General features: G+C 68.3%; 15 protein-coding genes. 9 read left to right on the top strand and 6 right to left on the bottom strand.

The window, feature by feature from the left end; all coding sequences use genetic code 11:
• Positions 1 to 81: 81 nt before the first annotated feature.
• Positions 82 to 1011, top strand: a complete 930-nt coding sequence (gene ppk2 / locus HWX31_RS00185; protein ID WP_174965547.1) for a polyphosphate kinase 2 — start codon at positions 82 to 84, stop codon at positions 1009 to 1011.
• A 48-nt stretch (positions 1012 to 1059) separates the two neighbouring features.
• Here the strand turns inward: ppk2 and HWX31_RS00180 are convergent, their stop codons facing one another.
• Positions 1060 to 1350 carry an H-NS histone family protein gene (locus tag HWX31_RS00180; protein ID WP_174965548.1) on the bottom strand — a complete coding sequence of 97 codons (291 nt, stop codon included), beginning with the start codon at positions 1348 to 1350 and terminating at the stop codon, positions 1060 to 1062.
• 305 nt (positions 1351 to 1655) lie between these two features.
• Positions 1656 to 2243, bottom strand: coding sequence for an IMPACT family protein (locus HWX31_RS00175; protein ID WP_059491031.1), 588 nt, complete (start codon positions 2241 to 2243; stop codon positions 1656 to 1658).
• A 278-nt stretch (positions 2244 to 2521) separates the two neighbouring features.
• Here HWX31_RS00175 and HWX31_RS00170 point away from each other — a divergent pair, with 278 nt between their 5' ends.
• The gene (locus HWX31_RS00170; protein ID WP_174965549.1) at positions 2522 to 3826 is read left to right on the top strand and encodes an ankyrin repeat domain-containing protein; all 1305 of its coding nucleotides are present in this window, start codon (positions 2522 to 2524) and stop codon (positions 3824 to 3826) included.
• A gap of 144 nt (positions 3827 to 3970) precedes the next feature.
• Positions 3971 to 4624, top strand: a complete 654-nt coding sequence (locus HWX31_RS00165; protein ID WP_174965576.1) for a pyridoxamine 5'-phosphate oxidase family protein — start codon at positions 3971 to 3973, stop codon at positions 4622 to 4624.
• 326 nt (positions 4625 to 4950) lie between these two features.
• On the opposite strand, the gene HWX31_RS00160 is transcribed toward HWX31_RS00165, so the two are convergent.
• From HWX31_RS00160 to HWX31_RS00150, 3 genes are all read right to left on the bottom strand, one after another.
• Positions 4951 to 5931, bottom strand: a complete 981-nt coding sequence (locus tag HWX31_RS00160) for an aldo/keto reductase (protein WP_059660295.1) — start codon at positions 5929 to 5931, stop codon at positions 4951 to 4953.
• A 131-nt stretch (positions 5932 to 6062) separates the two neighbouring features.
• On the bottom strand, positions 6063 to 8264 hold the full coding sequence (locus HWX31_RS00155) for a glycoside hydrolase family 3 C-terminal domain-containing protein (RefSeq protein WP_174965550.1): 2202 nt from the start codon (positions 8262 to 8264) through the stop codon (positions 6063 to 6065).
• A gap of 919 nt (positions 8265 to 9183) precedes the next feature.
• Positions 9184 to 9357 carry a hypothetical protein gene (locus HWX31_RS00150; protein ID WP_174965551.1) on the bottom strand — a complete coding sequence of 58 codons (174 nt, stop codon included), beginning with the start codon at positions 9355 to 9357 and terminating at the stop codon, positions 9184 to 9186.
• A gap of 283 nt (positions 9358 to 9640) precedes the next feature.
• Here HWX31_RS00150 and HWX31_RS00145 point away from each other — a divergent pair, with 283 nt between their 5' ends.
• From HWX31_RS00145 to HWX31_RS00120, 6 genes are all read left to right on the top strand, one after another.
• Positions 9641 to 9907, top strand: a complete 267-nt coding sequence (locus HWX31_RS00145; RefSeq protein WP_174965552.1) for a hypothetical protein — start codon at positions 9641 to 9643, stop codon at positions 9905 to 9907.
• Positions 9908 to 9941: 34 nt separating this feature from the next.
• On the top strand, positions 9942 to 10469 hold the full coding sequence (locus HWX31_RS34805) for a hypothetical protein (protein WP_244143601.1): 528 nt from the start codon (positions 9942 to 9944) through the stop codon (positions 10467 to 10469).
• Between the two features lie 112 nt (positions 10470 to 10581).
• The gene (locus HWX31_RS00135) at positions 10582 to 10974 is read left to right on the top strand and encodes a TraR/DksA family transcriptional regulator (RefSeq protein WP_174965553.1); all 393 of its coding nucleotides are present in this window, start codon (positions 10582 to 10584) and stop codon (positions 10972 to 10974) included.
• A gap of 51 nt (positions 10975 to 11025) precedes the next feature.
• A complete protein-coding gene (locus HWX31_RS00130; RefSeq protein WP_174965554.1) occupies positions 11026 to 13272 on the top strand; it encodes an FAD-dependent oxidoreductase in 2247 nt (748 codons plus the stop codon).
• A gap of 327 nt (positions 13273 to 13599) precedes the next feature.
• The gene (gene polX, locus HWX31_RS00125; RefSeq protein ID WP_174965555.1) at positions 13600 to 15384 is read left to right on the top strand and encodes a DNA polymerase/3'-5' exonuclease PolX; all 1785 of its coding nucleotides are present in this window, start codon (positions 13600 to 13602) and stop codon (positions 15382 to 15384) included.
• Positions 15384 to 16718, top strand: coding sequence for a nicotinate phosphoribosyltransferase (locus HWX31_RS00120; protein WP_174965556.1), 1335 nt, complete (start codon positions 15384 to 15386; stop codon positions 16716 to 16718). Before polX ends, HWX31_RS00120 begins: the two co-directional genes overlap by 1 nt.
• 36 nt (positions 16719 to 16754) lie before the next feature.
• Here the strand turns inward: HWX31_RS00120 and ald are convergent, their stop codons facing one another.
• The gene (gene ald, locus HWX31_RS00115; RefSeq protein WP_174965557.1) at positions 16755 to 17870 is read right to left on the bottom strand and encodes an alanine dehydrogenase; all 1116 of its coding nucleotides are present in this window, start codon (positions 17868 to 17870) and stop codon (positions 16755 to 16757) included.
• Between the last annotated feature and the right edge of the window lie 34 nt (positions 17871 to 17904).

Genomic DNA, 17904 nt, shown 5'->3' with positions numbered 1-17904 from the left:
TGCTGACATGTGGCTTTCATCATTCTGGCGCGCCCGCCTGCGATAATGGTGCGGATACGCTGCGTCACTGAAGGAGGCCCCATGAGCGACAACGACAGCCGCATCGAGATGGAATCGATCGAGGCGCGCCAGCGCAGGCTCGAGGAAGATCTCGTCGATGCGTACGACGAGGAACTCGAGATGGAACTCGACGATCGTCGCTTCGACGACGACGACATGCTGTTCTCGCCGGAGCGGCGCGAGGCGCGCAAGCAGTATTTCCGCGAACTGTTCCGGCTGCAGGGCGAGCTGGTCAAGCTGCAGGACTGGGTCGTGAACACCGGGCACCGGCTCGTCGTGATCTTCGAGGGGCGCGACGCGGCGGGCAAGGGCGGCGCGATCAAGCGCATCACGCAGCGCCTGAATCCGCGCGTATGCCGCGTGGCGGCGCTGCCCGCGCCCAGCAACCGCGAGCGCACGCAATGGTATTTCCAGCGCTACGTCGCGCACTTGCCGGCCGGCGGCGAGATCGTGCTGTTCGACCGCAGCTGGTACAACCGGGCGGGCGTCGAGCGGGTGATGAATTTCTGCAGCGACGACGAGTACGAGGAGTTTTTCCGTTCGGTGCCGGAATTCGAGAAGATGCTGGTGCGCAGCGGCATCCAGATCGTGAAGTACTGGTTTTCGATCACCGATCCCGAGCAGGAGCGCCGCTTCCAGAACCGCATCGAAGATCCGCTCAAGCAGTGGAAGCTGAGCCCGATGGACCTGGAAAGCCGGCGCCGCTGGGAGGCGTACACGGCCGCGAAGGAGGAGATGCTCCAGCGCACGCACATTCCCGAGGCGCCCTGGTGGGTCGTGCAGGCGGTCGACAAGAAGCGCGCGCGGCTGAACTGCATCCACCATCTGCTGAGCCAGGTGCCGTACCACGAAGTCCCGCGCTCGCCGATCGACCTGCCGCAGCGCGAGCATCACGAGGATTACATCCGCCGGCCGGTGCCGGAGGACATGATCGTGCCCGACGTCTATTGAATGGATCGCGGCGCCGGGCCGCGCGCGCCGCTTCGCGCGGCGCGGCCGTTACTCCCGGATCAGGAACGCGGCCCGGTCGCGCCCGACGATCCACGACGGCGCGCGCCCGCGCCCGCTCCACGTCGCGCCGGTCACCGGGTCGCGGTATTTGGGGCCGACCGTGAACAGCTTCGCGCGGTCGCTGTAGCCTTGCCCGAAGATTTCCCGCGCGGTCAGCGCGTAGCTCGTGACCAATTGGCGCGCCTGCGTCAGCGCGTCGTTGCGCTCGTCGCGGCGAGCCGCCTTGATCCGCTTGTCGAGTTCCGCAAGCTGGGCTTGCAGTTTTTGAATGGTCTGCATGCGTCGTTTTTCCGTCGCTGAGATTTGATTATTGATGACGCTTCATGCGGATCCCCGCCCGTTGGCGTGCCCGGCCAGGCGCGCCAGTCCGGCTGGCCGGCGAAACGTTTGCGCGGCGACGATCCGGAAAACGGGATGAGATTAAATATCTACAAGTAATTTTTCTATGGGACTTTTCCGAAATTTCGGGAAAATCGACTGAATTACCCGGTTTGATGCCGATTGTCGCGGTGCGGAGGGGGGCGACAGGACGTACAGGCGGGATGTAGGGCGGAGCGAGGGGGGCGCGGCGGCGGCGCCCGTGCTCACAGTTCGGGAAAACCCGAGCGGCCTTGCGTGAGGTCGAACAGGGTGGTGCGCGCGTCGGCCTCGGCGGTGACGGGCAGGCGGATCACGAGGCGCACGGTCATTCCGTATGCGCTGTCGGCCAGTTCGTAGCCGGCCTGCTCGATCCAGCGGCGCACGCGCGCTTCATCCGGATAGCCGATTTCGATCGCGAGCTGCGTGCGGCGGATGCGTTCGACGCGCTCGGCGTCGAGCAGCGCCGACGCGATCGCATCCGTGTAAGCGCGCACGAGCCCGCCCGCGCCGAGCTTGACGCCGCCGTAGTAGCGCACGACCGCGCCCAGCACGCCGTCGAGATCATGGTGACGCAGCACCTCGAGGATCGGCCGGCCCGCGGTGCCGGACGGCTCGCCGTCGTCCGACATGCCCGACTGGCCGCCGGCGAGCAGCGCCCAGCAGACGTGCGTCGCGGTCGGGTGTTCGTCGCGCAGGCGCTGCAGCGCCTGCATGGCGGCGTCGCGGTCTTCGACGGGGATGGCGTGCGCGATGAAGCGGCTCTTGCGGATTTCGAGCTCGCGGCTGTAGGTGGTGGCGAGTGAGTAGGTCATGTCCTGTATGCCGGGAAACCACCGGACGGATTCAGCGGCATCGGTACGCAAGCGTGCGGGCAGCGGGTGGCGGCGCGCGGTGCGTCGGTCGAAAGAGGGTGATTTTACCGCGACGCGCGTCATGCGCGTTTCGTCTGCAACGGAGTCGGTCGACGGACAAACGAGGTCGGCTTCGGCGTGCCCGATTGTTGCCGTCCAGCCGGCGTGGCCGGTCGCTGGATCAAGTGGCCGGCATACGCGCTTGCCGATTCGCATTTTCCCCCTGAAGATAGCGTCCCATGAATCTTCAAGACACCCCTCGACCTTCGCCTTCAGCTCAATGGAATGATCGTTGGCTCATCACTCTGCTGACGGTGTTCACGCTGCTGATTCCCACGCTGGCGAGCCTGTTCGTCGTTGTCCTCTTCGGGGCAGCGGGCGTCGGTATCGACGCCCAGATGAGCGAGGGCAATCCGTACCTTGCCGGCATCTGGCTCTTCGGATTTCCGTTGCTCGGTGGACTGAGTGCCTGCGTATATTTCGGCTATCGGGCGCTATGTCATGCAAAGCGTCGACGCACTGCGATCGGCATTCTGCTGTTGTTCGTGAGTCTGCCCGTCATGCTGCCGTTGCTCGTCCAGATGTATAGCGGGGTTCGGCAACGCGCCGCGGAGGAGCGGTCGGCAAGGATCGATCACGTGCGGGAAGCACTCCAGCGCGACGATGCCGCGGGCTATATCGCAGCCAGGAACGCATGCGGTGACACGTGCTTGTCGACCGGGCAAACCGAGGCAGACTGGATCAATGAAGCGATCGATCGCCGCGCGTGGCACGTCCTTGCGGTCCAACTGCAGCAGACGTCGCCGGAGCGGCGCCAGCGATTGCTTCGCATGGCGGGAGGCCGCAGCTATGCAGGCTCGACGGGACTGGTCGAGACGCTGCTGAGCCATGGCGCCAGTGCCGACGGCATGGCGCTGGCCAATGCCGTGTACTACTGTCGAGCCGGCATGACACAACGACTCCTCGAACATGGCGCGGCGCCTCGAGGCCGGTATACCGGTCGTGATGAAAGCGGACCATGGGATCGGTACTATGAGGACAAGCGAGGCTTCAACGACAGCCATGACCCGCGGTTCTCGCTGCTCTCGCTCGCGGCCATCATGCACTGCGAGCCGGTGATTTCCGCAATGTTGTTGAAGCATGGCGCAGATCCGAATGATATTGAACCGGTTCTGCTGCGCTTGCGAACAGCGATCGATCATGACGATCCGTCGGCATACGAAGCAGCTTGGCATGAGTGCGCGCAGTTGGACTATTGCGCATCGCTCGGTTGGAGGCTGGTGCCTATTGGCGGCGGATGGAATGATTCGTCACCGGAAACCGCGTGGGTAGACGAGGCGATCAGGGCGAAGGCATGGCGCATCGTCGCCATGCAAGTCAAGCGCCTGTCGTCGCATGATCGCGATACGCTGCTGTCGGCCGCTCCGTCCTACTATCCGGGAAAGCCGCAGTTGGTCACGTTGCTGCAGGCAAACGGCGCGAAACAAAACGGCACCCAGTGGGGCGCGGATGAGAGCGTCGACGGGGGAGGGCCCTATCAATAACGTGGCCGCGTGGGTGACGTCGATGTCGAATCTCAAGCGGCAACCGATCGTGGCTCCAATCATCCGGTGAATCCTGGGTCTACAATCGGAGCCACGCTTGCCCTATCGTGGCGCCTTTCACGAACACCTGAGAGGATTCCCGCCGTGACCGTCACCGAAACAACGTCGCCATCCGCGCGTACCCGCATCCGCCGCATCGCCAAACTCGGCCGCTATGACCGCGCGACGCTCCACGCGATCGTCGACGCGGCGTATGTGTGCCACGTCGCATTCGCCGACGAACACGGCGTGCACTGCATTCCGACCGCATGCTGGCGTGACGGCGATCATCTTTACATCCACGGCTCGAACGGCAGCCGCATGCTGAAGCTGGCGACCGACGGCGCGCAGGTTTGCGTGACGATCACGCATCTGGACGGACTGGTGCTCGCGCGGTCCGCATTCGAGCATTCGATGAACTATCGCTCGGCCGTGATCTACGGCGCATTCGACGCAGTGGAAGGCGAGGCCAAGGCCGCGGTGCTCGATACGTTCCTGGAGCGGCTTGCGCCCGGTCGTTCACGCGAGGTGCGCCCCGGTGACGCGAACGAGCTTGCCGCGACCACGGTGCTGCGCATCCCGCTGGAAGAGGCCGCGTGCAAGGTCCGCGCGGGCGGACCGGAGGACGGCGAAGACGACCTGTCGTTGCCGGTATGGGCGGGTGTACTGCCGCTGGCGTTGCAACCGCAGGCGCCGGTCGTCGATGCTGCGCCGACGGGGACGCCGGAGTATGTGAAGCAGTGGAGCGCGCACGCGTAACCGCTTTCGTTGAAGCAAGGCTTAGGAGCGGACGCTCAACGCCCGCATATGGCAGCGTTCTCGAACTGCAACTCGCTCATGAAACATATGGCCGCGCCCACCGACCATCGCTGAGCGCCCGCGCCTAAGCCGCATCGGAAAAAGCAAGAATACCGGTTGGCGCTTTCCCGACCAATCAGACGAGAACGAAAACGCAGGCTGGAAAAACCGGGGCGCTCAGGGCAATCGGATGAACTGCCGCAAATGGAGAACGGCGACGCGGTGGGCGTCACGGGCGCGCGGCCGGCATCGGCATCGGATGCAGTCGCCGGGCGCGCGCGTGCCGCTTAATCGTGCCCCGCGACCGCGTGCGGCACGTACGGCGCGTCGAGCGCCGCGAGTTCCTCGGCGCTCAGTTCGAGCGACAGCGCCGCGACCGCGTCATCGAGATGCCGGGCCTTCGACGCCCCGATGATCGGCGCGGTCACCCCGGACTTCTGCAGCAGCCACGCGAGCGCCACCTGCGCGCGCGGCACGTTGCGCGCACGCGCGATCGTCGCGACGGCTTCGACGACCGCGCGATCGCTGTCGGCATACGCGTCGTAAAGCGTCTTGCCGTAAACGTCGCTCTGCAGCCGCTCGCTCGACTCATCCCAGTCGCGCGTGAGCCGGCCGCGCGCGAGCGGGCTCCACGGCAGCACCGCGATGCCCTGGTCGGCGCACAGCGGCAGCATCTCGCGCTCTTCCTCGCGATACAGCAGGTTCAGGTGATCCTGCATGCTGACGAACTGCGTCCAGCCGTTCAGTTTCGACGTGTAGAGCGCCTTGCTGAACTGCCACGCGTGCATCGACGACGCGCCGATATAGCGCGCCTTGCCGGCCTTCACGACGTCGTGCAGCGCTTCGAGCGTCTCCTCGATCGGCGTGTGATAGTCCCAGCGATGGATCTGGTACAGATCGACGTAATCGGTGCCGAGACGCTTGAGGCTCTGGTCGATCTCGGTGAGGATGGCCTTGCGCGACAGGCCCGCGCCATTCGGGCCGGGGCGCATGCGGTAGAACACCTTGGTCGCGATCACGACGTCGTCGCGCTTCGCGAAGTCGCGCAGCGCGCGGCCGACGATCTCTTCGGACGTGCCGTCCGAATACATGTTGGCGGTGTCGAAGAAGTTGATGCCGGCGTCGAGCGCCTGGCGGATGAAGGGACGGCTCGCGGCTTCGTCGAGCGTCCACGGATGCGTGCCCCGTTCGGGCACGCCGTAAGTCATGCAGCCGAGACACAGACGCGAAACCTGCAGCCCTGTGGAACCGAGCCTGACATATTCCATTGCTGATGCTCCTTGCGATTTTCCGGTTGGACGTTCGCCGCGCGCGCACGCGCGGCGAACCCTCGCAAGTGTATTACCGCACGCGAAAACGCGTCGGGCGTCGATACGTCGGGCGTCGCTGCGTCGGGCGCTCAGCTCCCTTGCAGCCGGATGTCGCGCGACGACGCGCCGACGAACACCGTCCCGCCCGGCACGTAGCGCCAGCCGTTGCGCGAGGCGTCCCACACGCTCTGCATCCGCGGCGGGACGGTGATGCGTACGCGCCGCGCTTCACCCGGGTTCAGGTCGATCTTCTCCCAGCCGACCAGCCGGCGCGGCGGCTCATCCTTGTACGGCACGCCGACGTACACCTGAGGCACGTCCGCGCCGGCCACTGGCCCGTCGTTGCGCACGGTGAACGACACGCCGAGCGAGCCGTCTCGCTGCCGCGACACGGACAAGCCCGAGTACGAGAAGTGCGTGTACGACAGGCCGTAGCCGAACTCGAACATCGGCTTGATGTTGTTCGCGTCGTACCAGCGATAGCCCATGTTCAGCCGTTCCGCGTAAACGGGATCGTTGTCGAATGCGCCGCCCGCTTTCCAGGTCGGCGTGTCCTGGTCGCGCGCGGGGAACGTGACGGGCAGCCTGCCGGACGGGTTGACCTTGCCGAACAGCACGTTCGCGATCGCGTTGCCGCCGCCTTCGCCCGGGTACCACGCCTCGACGATCGCGGCGACGCGGTCCTTCCACGGCATCAGCACCGGATTGCCGCTCTGGACCACGACGACCGTATGCGGATTCGCGCGCGCGACGGCGTCGACGAGCGCGTCCTGGTTCGACGGATTCGCGAGGCCGAGGCTCTGCAGGTCGCCGAAGTCTTCGCCGGCCGGCTGCGCGACCACGACGATCGCGACGTCGGAGCGAGCGGCGAGCGCGGCGGCCTGGTCGATCTCCTGCTGCGTGTACGCACGGAACGGCGCCTGCTGGTCGCTGTTGCCCGCGAACGTGACCTGCGCGGCGGGCGCGAGCGCGCGAATCGCCGCGACGATCGGCACGTCGACCTTCGTCCAAGGGTTGCGCCACCAGCTGCAGCCGGCCGATGCGCCGAACGCGAGACCGCCGCAGCCCGCGAACGAACCCGTGACCGGGTCGCGCGTGTTGCCGGAGCCGCCGCCCGACAGCACTGCCGCATCGGCATGGCCGCCGATCACCGCGATCCGCGCGAGCGCGGCGGCGGCGAGCGGCAACTGGTTGCCGTCGTTCTTCAGCAGGACGATCGACCGTTCGGCGGCCGCCTGCGCGAACCGGCCGGCGGCCGCGAAGTCGATCGCGCCGCCGCCCTTGGGCGGGTCGTCCATCACGCCGGTGCGGATCATCACGAACAGCTTGCGCCGCACCATGTCGTCGAGCCGCGCCGTCGACACCGAGCCGTTCGCGATCGCCTGCTTGACCGCCGCGGGCGTGAGGAACACGCTCGGCCCGACGTCTTCCTCTTCGTCGAGCCCCGCGTTGATCGCCTTCGCGGTGCTGTGCGTCGCGCCCCAGTCGGACTGCACCTGGCCCTGGAAGCCCCATTCGTTTTTCAGCACGTCGTTCAGCAGGTGCGCGTTCTCGCACGCGTAGTCGCCGTTCAGCCGGTTGTAGCTGCACATCACGCTGCCGGGCTGCGCGCGTTTCGCGGCGATCTCGAACGGCAGCAGGTAGAGCTCGCGCAGCGTGCGCTCGTCGATCTGGCTGTTGCCGCCCATCCGGCCGTGTTCCTGCTCGTTGCCGGCGTAATGCTTGATGGTCGCGATGACCTTGTGCCGCTGCGTCGCGAGCGTGCGTTCCGCGAGCAGCTCGCCGGCAAGCAGCGGATCCTCGCCGAGATACTCGAACAGCCGGCCGCCGCGCGGCTCGCGCGCGAGGTTGGTGCCGCCGCCGAGGCCCATCCCGAATCCTTGCGCGCGCAACTGGATCGCGACCTGCGCACCGTAGTCGTACGCGAGGCGGCGATCCCAGCTCGCGGCGACGGCGAGCGTCGCCGGGAAGGTCGTGCTCGCCTGCGACGTGCTGCCCGAGCCCGTCGCCGAATCGACCATGTTCAGGTCGGGGATGCCGAGGCGCGGCACGCCCTGGATGTAGCCGGCGCCGCCGCCGGGCACCTTCGACATTTCGTACTGCGAGTGAATGAAGCGGAGTTTCTCGTCGAGCGTCATCTTGCGCACGAGCGCATCCGCGCGCCGGTGCGCGGCGCTCGACGCGAACGTGTCGACGCTGTCGGATGCGTTGCCGAAATCGGCCGCGCCGGCGCAGGCGCTGCCGCAGAAAGCCGCCGCCAGTGCGGTGGCTGCCCAGAAAGTTGCCCCCATGTTGCTGTCTCCATGATCGTGATGCCGGTTGTTCGGGTGAGGTCAGGAGCTGCGCGCGTCCGGTGGAATCGCACCGGATGCTTCCGGCCGGCGATGCAGGGTGGCTTCCGTGTCGGCATGCCGGGCCGGGCAGGGGATCGGGACGGCCGGTTAGGCGCGGCCGGTCGGGCACGAGGTCGGTCGCGTGCCGCCGGATCGGGTGTAGCGATCCTCTGCAGCGACCAATGGTATGAATGTAGTTTGACTACAGCATCGGTGTTTATACCGATACGTCCGATTTTTTGTGCGGCCGCCGTGTGCAGCACCGAAGAAGCAGTCAACGTTCCCGGTTGGGCGTCGCGCGCGGCGTAAGAAGTACCGGCGCGACGTGGCGTATCGCGCGGTCGCCGAGTCCTGGACGAGCGTGCGCAGCGCCGTCTGGTGCGCCACGGCTTTGGTGCGCCGGTCGCGCGGTCTTCCGCATTGGCGAACGCGAGGTCGCCCGAGCCGCCGGTCGGGCCGTCGGCGACGCGCGCGACCGCATGGCGCGCGCGGTAGTCGTCGAGCGGCGCATCGATCATGCGGACGGCGCCCCAGCAGCGCGCAGGTGCGGCGATGTGCTATGCCCGAACGCGCTTGTGCGGTCGAGCGGATGGATCGCGCGCCGCACATACTGACGGCACGGCAAACCGCATCCCGCTCGCCGCGGGATGCCGGCGGCGTGCGGTCACGTCGCCGCCATCGGGGCAGGCACGGTCATGTCAACGTCGATTCGGGAACGGGAAGGGGCGCATGAGGCGCCGGAGGCGCGCACCGCAGCGAATGAACGCCGTTCGGCATTAAAGCGTCCGGCGGCGCATCGCAACGCCGGGCGCATTCCAATTCATTGGCAGTCCATGACAATGAGATCGGAAGCCGGCGCGGACGATGCGCAGGGCCGTCAACCCGACGGCGCCGATGCGTCGGCATGCGGTGCGCCGGGAGTAGTCTCCTTCGGCTGCGCATCCGGCGCGACGGGCATGCTGGACGGCGCAATGGCGTGCTGAATCGTCGGCACGACCATCGTCGGAAAGAGGGCCGCGAGCGCGACCCAGATGATGACGCCGAAAACCATGGCTGCCTCCCGCGTGTCGAGCAAAGGACCTGCGCAAAAAGCACTCGCGCGCTCGTTCGCACGAACCGCGCGAGCGATCTGTCCCGTTCGTCCCACTCTACGGCGCAGCTCTATGCAGGGGATTGATCGATCTCAAGCCGCCGTGCGTCAGACGATTGCGCTTCGCCTGTCATCGGGTTGACGATTGACGGTCAGACTTCCGTCAAACGAGGTTCCTACACTTGCAAGGGCAAGGACGCGCGAGCGCGACGACGAAACTCGCGCGTCGGCACCGGAGCCGACGATGGCATGCAACGATGAAGACGAGCGCGAACTGCGGCATGTCGCGGCGATGATCGACGAGCTGTCCCGCGTCGATGTCCGCGACCGGCCGGTCGCCGCGACCTCGGTGATGCACCCCGCGTATTGGCGCGCGCGCCTCGACGCGATCCGTGCGCGGGTGCGTGCGGGCAGCCGGGCGGCAACGCTGGCGCAGATGCTGGGCGATCGTCTCGACGAACTGGACCGCAGGCAATGGCGTGACGGTGCGAGCGGAAAGCGCAAACGTTAGCGTGCCTGATGCGGTCGCATGCACGACTTGCGAAATGCAGCGCGATCGTCGAATGCGGGGTGAAACCTGTGCGGCGACAAGCATATCGTCGGCCATTCCGATGTCGTGGAAAGCACTCACTGTTCCGCGGAAATCATTCCCGTCAAACTGCGCAGCACGGTTCGCGCCGTCACTTTCGTGCCAGAAGGCGCGGCGCGACATTCGTCACGAGGAGCTCGTCAAGATGCTGACCCCGCACGAATTTTCCACGCTGCTGCTGGTCGCGTACGCACCGCAGCATGTCGATTGCTTCAGTCCCGATTTCGATGCGCTCGTCGCGCAGTCGTTCGTCGAACTCGTTTCCGATGCGCCGGGCGAAGCGCCGCATCCGGCGCTGACGGCGCAGGGCTGCGGCCTGCTGGCGCGCATCGGCGTCGACACGTCCCGCCATCCGTCGACGGGCGTGCAGGGCGCAAGCCGCGAAGTCCGGCGGCTTGCCGCACGCAGCGCAGCACGCCAATGCGAAACGATTTCGCGTCGGTCCCCGCTTTTTGCGAACGAGGCCCGTTCCCGCGTCGCGTGAGGTCGGTCAACACGCGCCCGCGCATTGGGTTTATGCTGCGTCGGAAGCGTCCGGCGATGCTTGCGATCGGACGCCGAAGCGGACACGCGGAACCCGAACAAGGAGAACGACGATGGCGCTCGACGAACGCGAATGGCAAACCCTGCATCGACGGTTGACCGAGAGCGAGCAGACGCTGCGTGCGGAGATTCGCGCGAGCGAGCACCAGCGCGCGTCGGAGTCGTATGCGGACCTGGCCGGCGCGGCGCCCGACGAGGGCGACGAAGCAAACGCCGATCTGTTCGTCGACGTCGATCATGCGCTGATCGGCATGAAGCTGGCGGAGTTGCGCGCGGTCGCGCGCGCATTGCAGCGGATGCGTGACGGCAGCTACGGCGATTGCGTGGACTGCGACGCGCCCGTCGACTACGAACGCCTGCTCGCGCGGCCGACCGCGGAGCGCTGCGCCTATTGCCAGAAGCTGCACGAACGGCGCTACGCGACGGGCACACGCGCGTCGCTCTGACGCCATGCCTCGTTCACGCGCCGGCGCACGGCGGCGCAACCGGGGGACGCGATGCGGGAAGTCGGCTATCTGGCGATCGGCGGCGGGGTCGCGTGCGCGACGGCCGTGCAGACGCTGCGCCGTGAAGACGACGCGGCCACCATCACGATGCTGTGCGGCGAGCCGGTGCCGCCGTATCGCCGTCCGCCGCTCACGAAACTGCCGGATGTCGGCGATGGCGCGACCGGCATCATCCTGCACGACGCGGTGTTCTACGAGCAGCAGCGGATCGCGCTGCTGCTCGGCGCGCGCGCGACGCACGTCGATCGGCATGCGCGCATCGTGCGCACCGATACACAGGGCGAATTCCACTACGGAAAGCTGCTGATCGCGACCGGCACGTCGCCGTGTTTGCCGTCGCTGCCGGGCCTCGAGCTCGGCGGCGTGCATTGCCTGCATACGCTGGCCGATATGCTGGCGCTGCGACGCGAAGCCGAGCGCGCGCAGCGGGTCGTGATCCTGGGCGCGGGCTTCATCGGCGTCGAGGTCGCCGCGACGCTGCAGGCGCGCGGCGTGCACGTGACGCTGATCGAGCGCGAGCCGGACGTGATGCCGATGCTGCAGGCGCCCGTGCTGTCGCGCTTCTTCGCGGCGTGCTGCGCGGCGCGCGGCATCGCGGTGCGAACCGGCTGCGAGTTGCGCGCGCTGATCGGCGAAGGCCGCGTCGAAGCGGCGCTGACGAGCGACGGCGCGACCTTGCCGTGCGACCTCGCGCTCATTGCGATCGGCGTGACGCCGAACTGCGATTTTCTCGCGGACAGCGGCCTGCCGATCGGCGACGGCATCGAAGTCGACGCGTTCCTGCGCAGCGCCGATCCGCACATCTACGCGGCGGGGGACGTCGCGAATTTTCCCGATCCGGTGTTCGGCGCGCGGCGCCGCATCGAGCACTGGGACAACGCGATGCGGCAGGGCAGGATCGCCGCGCACAACATGGCCGGGCGGCCGGTGCCGTATCGCGACGTGTCGATCTTCTTCGGCGACGTGTTCGGCCTGACCTACAACTTTCTCGGCGACCTGCGCGGCGCGACGGAGACGATCGAGCGCGGCACGCTCGGCGACGGCCCGTATGCGCTGCTGTACCTGAAGGGCGACGCGCTGTGCGCCGCGTTCGCGGTCGGGCAGCCGCCCGCGAGCATCGCGTCGCTGGCCGATGCGATCTCGATGCGGCTCGACCTGAAGGCGGAGCGTGTGCGCCTGCAGGATGTCCGTTTCCAGCTCGACCGGCTGCCGGTGCAGACGCTGCTGATCCTGCAGGGCGGCGGCGCGCTCGGCGCGTTCGAATGCGGCGCCGTGCGGGCGCTCGACGAGCACGGCATCCGGCCGGACGTGGTGTCGGCCGTGTCGATCGGCGCGTTCAACGGCGCGATCATCGCGAGCCATCCGAAGGCGCCGTCGCGCGCGCTCGACGCGTTCTGGCGCGAGCTGGCGATTCCGCTGCCGTCGACGGGCGACCCGCGCTGGCACCAGATGCTGGTGTCAGCCTACGTGTTGTGGTTCGGGGTGCCCAATTTCCTTGAGCCGCGCTGGTGGAATCCGCTGAGCGGCCTCGACTGGCTCTACGGCCGCGGGACGAGCCTGTACGACGCGCGTCCGATCGTGAAGCTGATCGAAAAGTATGTTGATTTCGCTGGGCTCGGTTCGAGCCCGACGCGCCTCTTGATCAGCGCGGTCGACGTGAAGAGCGGCGAGCCGCGCATTTTCGACAGCTACGTCGACCGGCTGACGCCCGAGCATCTGCTGGCGAGCGGCAGCCTGCCGCCTGGCATCCCGTGGACGAAGCTCGACGGGCATGCGTACTGGGACGGCGGCATCGTCAGCAATTCGCCGCTCGACCTGATCGTCGAGCGCTGCGGCCGGATCGGCGGGCGGATCTTCATCGTCGACCTGTTCAGCGGCAGCAAGCGGATGCCGGAAAACCTCGTCGAGGTGATGCTGCGGCGCGAGGAGATCAGCTACATGGACCGCGTGCGCAGCGACCTGCGTTTCGAGGAGTACGCGAACGACTTCAGCGATCTCGTCGGCAACATCATGACGCACGTCGATGAGCCGGCCGCCAGCGCGATCCGGCAAATGCCGCTCTACATCCGGCTGATGGGCAACCGCGCGCCGATCCGCGTCGAGCGGATCGCGCTGCAGCGCACCGGGCCGGTGTCGTTCGTCACCGACTACGATTTTTCCGCCACGACGATCGCCGAGCTGCAGGCGCGCGGCCATGCGGCCGCGATCAAGGCGCTGGCCGATCGCGACGCGGCGTGACGGCGAGGCGCACGAATCGATCCCGGTAATGCAATCGCGCTGCCGCGGTCCATACTGAAGGTGTCGTGCCGGACGCCGTGCGGACCGATCGTCGCGCCGTCGGCCGGCGGGCGTCGCCGCCCGCGTTCCGGCACGACCGTTGCATGTCGCGGGCCGGTGCACGCCGACAACGGTCAGCGCACGTGCGTTCGGCCGGCCTTCTGCACGGACGGCGCCGCGGGCGTAGGATGGGATCGGGCCGCCCGGCGCTGGTCGCCATCGCGCCGGGCGGGCAGGCGCCGCCGCATGGCGCGCGGCGCGATCCACGTGGAAGGAGCCGCGCCGATCATGTCGATCCACAATGCCGAGTGTGCGGCGGTCTTCGCCGAGATTGCCGACATGCTCGAAATCCAGGGTGCCAATCCGTTCCGGGTGCGTGCGTACCGCAACGCCGCGCGCACGATCGCCGACTATGGCCGCGACATCCCGACGATGCTCGCGCACGGCGACGACCTTGGCCGGATTCCGTCGATCGGCGCCGACCTCGCGTCGAAGCTGCGCGAGATCGCCGCGACAGGCACCTGCGAGCTGCAGCAGACGCTGCGCCATGCGCTGCCGGCCGCGGTCGTCGAGCTGCTCGACGTGCCGGGGCTCGGCGCGAAACGCGTGAAGGCGCTGCATGAAGGGCTGCATGTCGATACGCTCGAACAACTGAAGGCCGCAGCGAAAACCGGACGCGTGCGCGAATTGCCGGGCTTCGGCGCGAAATCCGAAGCGCACCTGCTCGAAGCGATCGACGCGCGCCTCACTCACGCGCAGCAGCGTTTCCTGCTGCCGTTCGCCGAACAGTGCCTGACGCCGCTGCTCGAACGCCTGCGCGCAGTGCCGGGCGTCGGCGACACGGTGCCGGCCGGCAGCTTCCGGCGCCGGCGCGAGACCGTCGGCGACCTCGACATCCTCGTCACCACACGCGATCCGGCCGCGGTCACCGACGCATTCGTCGGCTACGAGGAAGTCGAGCGCGTGCTCGCGAGCGGCGCGACGCGTTCGAGCGTCGTGTTGCACAGCGGCATCCAGGTCGACCTGCGCGTCGTAGAAGCGGACGCATTCGGCGCGGCACTCGTCTACTTCACGGGGTCGAAGGCGCACAACATCGCGCTGCGCCGCATCGCGCAGGCAGGCGGCCTGAAGATCAACGAGTACGGCGTGTTCCGCGACGACGAACGGATCGCCGGTTCGACCGAAGCATCGGTCTACGAATCGATCGGGCTGCGCTGGGTGCCGCCCGAGCTGCGCGAGGATCGCGGCGAGATCGATGCGTCGCGCGTCGGCCGCCTGCCGGCGCTGGTCGAGCGCGGGCAATTGCGCGGCGACCTGCATGCGCATGCAGGCCCATCGGACGGCAAGGACGGCCAGGACGGCCAGGACGGCTTGCGGGCGATGGCGGAGGCCGCGCGCGCGCGCGGGCTCTCGTATCTGGCGATCACCGATCCGGCGCCACGGCCCGGCTCGCGCGGCGGCGACGGCGAGCGGCTCGCGCGGCGGCTCGACGACATCGACCGCGTCAACGCGTCGTACGACGATTTCGTGCTGCTGAAGGGCGTCGAAGCCGGGATTCTCGAAGACGGCAGCCTCGACGTGCCGGACGACATGCTCGGCCGGCTCGATCTCGTCGTCGGCGTGGTGCGCGACGCGCTCGACTTGCCGCGCGCCGCGCAGACCAGCCGCGTGCTGCGCGCGATGGACCATCCGCATTTCACGATCCTCGCGCATCCGACCGGCCGCGTGCTCGGCGAGACCGACGGGTGCGACCTCGACGTGCCGCGCGTGATCGAGCATGCGCACGCGCGGGGCTGCTTCCTCGAACTCGATGCGCAGCCGCAGCGGCTCGACCTCGCGGACATCTGGTGCCGCGAGGCCGCACGCGCCGGCGTGCTGGTGTCGATCGGCTCGGACGCGCAGCGCGCCGACGAGCTGGACGATCTCGGGCTGGGCGTCGATCAGGCGCGGCGCGGCTGGCTGACGCGGGCCGACGTGCTCAACACGCGCACGCTCGCGCAGTTGCGGCCGCTGCTCGCGCGCACGATGGGCGCGGGCCGCGCATCGGCGCCGCGTCGCGCGAAGGGGGGCTGATGGCTGACGGCGACAGCGTGCTGCTGACCGATCTCTACGAACTCACGATGTTGCAGGCGTACTTCGACGCCGCGATGAACGACGTCGCGAGCTTCGAGTTCTTCGTGCGCGCGCTGCCGCCGCAGCGCAACTTCCTGATGGCGGCGGGGCTCGCGCCCGTGCTCGACTACCTGGAGCGGGCGCGCTTCACCGACGCCGACCTCGCGGGTCTCGCGCGGACCGGGCGCTTTCGCGCCGACTTTCTCGCGTCGCTCGCGGACTGGCGGTTCACCGGCACGGTGCACGCGATGCCCGAAGGCACGGTGTGCTTCGCCGACGAGCCGCTGCTGCGGATCACCGCGCCGCTGCGCGAGGCGCAGCTCGTCGAAAGCCGCGTGATGAACCTGCTGCACTACGCGACGCTCGCGGCCAGCAAGGCGGCGCGCTCGGTGCTCGCGGCGCCCGGGAGCCTGCTCGTCGATTTCGGGCTGCGCCGTGCGCACGGCGCGGAGGCGGGCCTGCTGTCCGCACGGGCGAGCTACCTGGCAGGCTTTTCCGGAACGGCGACGGTGCTGGCCGGAATCGCGTACGGCATTCCGACGTTCGGCACGATGGCGCATTCGTATGTGCAGGCGCACGGCGACGAGGCGCAGGCGTTCGCGCATTTCGCGCGCTCGCAGCCGGACAACGCGGTGCTGCTGATCGATACCTACGACGTGGAGCAGGCCGCGCAGACGGTCGTGGCGACCGCGCGCATGCTGGCGCCGGAGGGGATCGCGATCAAGGGCGTGCGTCTCGACAGCGGCGATCTCGTGATGCACGCGCGGCGCGTGCGCGAGATTCTCGACCGCGGCGGTCTCGCGAAGGTGACGATCTTCGCGAGCGGCAACCTCGACGAATACGGGCTGCAGGACTTGCTGGCGCGCGGCGCGCCGATCGACGGCTTCGGCATCGGCACGCGGATGAACACGTCGTCCGATGCGCCGTCGCTCGACTGCGCGTACAAGCTCGTCGAATACGCAGGCGTGCCGCGCCGCAAGCGCTCGGAAGGCAAGGCGACGTGGCCGGGCCGCAAGCAGGTGTTCCGGCGGCTCGCCGCGAATGGGCGGATCGACGCCGACTGCCTGGCGCTGGACGGCGACGCGCAGCCGGGCGTCGCGCTGCTGCAGCCGGTCATGATCGACGGGGCGCGGCTCGCGTCGCCGTCGCTCGACGCAAGCCGCGCGCATGCGGCCAGCCAGCTCGCGACGCTGCCCGGGCGCACGCGTGCGCTGACGGCGGCGGAGCCGGTTGCCGTCGACATATCGGCGGGGCTGGCGGCGCTCGTGAAGCGGATGGACGACGGCGCTGCGTGACGGCGCGCGTCCGGGGCGCCCACGCGCGGGCCGGGGTCACACCAGCATGCCCTCCGCGGGCACATAAGGCAGCCCGAGCGCGCGGGCAACCGCTTCGTAGGTGATCTGTCCGTCGCACACGTTCAGGCCGGCGCGCAGGTGCGCATCGTCGGCCATCGCGTGTTTCCAGCCCTTGTCGGCGAGCGCGAGCGCATGGCCGATCGTCGCGTTGACGAGCGCGAACGTCGACGTGCGCGCAACCGCGCCGGGCATGTTCGCGACGCAATAGTGGACGACGCCGTCGACCACGTAGGTCGGCTTCGCATGCGTGGTCGCATGCGACGTCTCGAAGCAGCCGCCCTGGTCGATCGCGACATCGACCACCACCGCGCCGGCGCGCATCCGCGCGATCATGTCGCGCGTCACGAGCCGCGGCGCCGAGGCGCCCGGCACGAGCACGGCGCCGATCACGACGTCCGCGTCGCACACCGATTCCTCGATCGTCTGCGCGTTCGAGCAGACCGTCGCGATCCGGTTGCCGAACACCAGGTCGAGCTGCCGCAGGCGGCCGACGTTGTTGTCGAGCACCGTGACCCGCGCGCCCATGCCGACCGCCATCTGCAGCGCGCCCGTGCCGACCACGCCCGCGCCGAGCACGACGACGTGTGCGGCCGGCACGCCGGGCACGCCCGCCATGAGCAGGCCCATCCCGCCGCGCGGGCTCTCGAGATGGGTTGCCGCGACCTGGATCGACATGCGTCCGGCGACCTCGCTCATCGGCGCGAGCAGCGGCAGGCCGCCGCCGGGGCCGGTCACGGTCTCGTATGCGATGCACACCGCGCCGGACTTGACGAGCGCCGCCGCCTGTTCCGGATCGGGCGCGAGATGCAGGTACGTATAGAGGATCTGGCCGCGCCGCAGCATCGCGCATTCGGCCGGCTGAGGCTCCTTGACCTTGATGATCATGTCGGCCTGCGCGAACACGTCGGCCGCGCTGTCGCACAGCGTCGCGCCGGCCGCCGCATAGTGTTCGTCGTACAGCCCGATCGCCGTGCCTGCGTTGCGCTGCACCAGGACCCGATGCCCATGACGGGTCAGTTCGCGGGTGCCGGCCGGCGTGAGCCCGACGCGGTATTCGTGGTTCTTGATCTCCTTCGGCACTCCGATCAGCATGGGTCACCTCCACGGGCCTTCGTTATCTGTGTTC

This window comes from Burkholderia ubonensis (assembly GCF_902833085.1).
In the GTDB taxonomy this organism is placed as follows: domain Bacteria; phylum Pseudomonadota; class Gammaproteobacteria; order Burkholderiales; family Burkholderiaceae; genus Burkholderia; species Burkholderia ubonensis.
The sequence above is the reverse complement of the archived record's forward strand: the minus strand, read 5'-3'. Positions and strand labels throughout refer to the sequence as shown.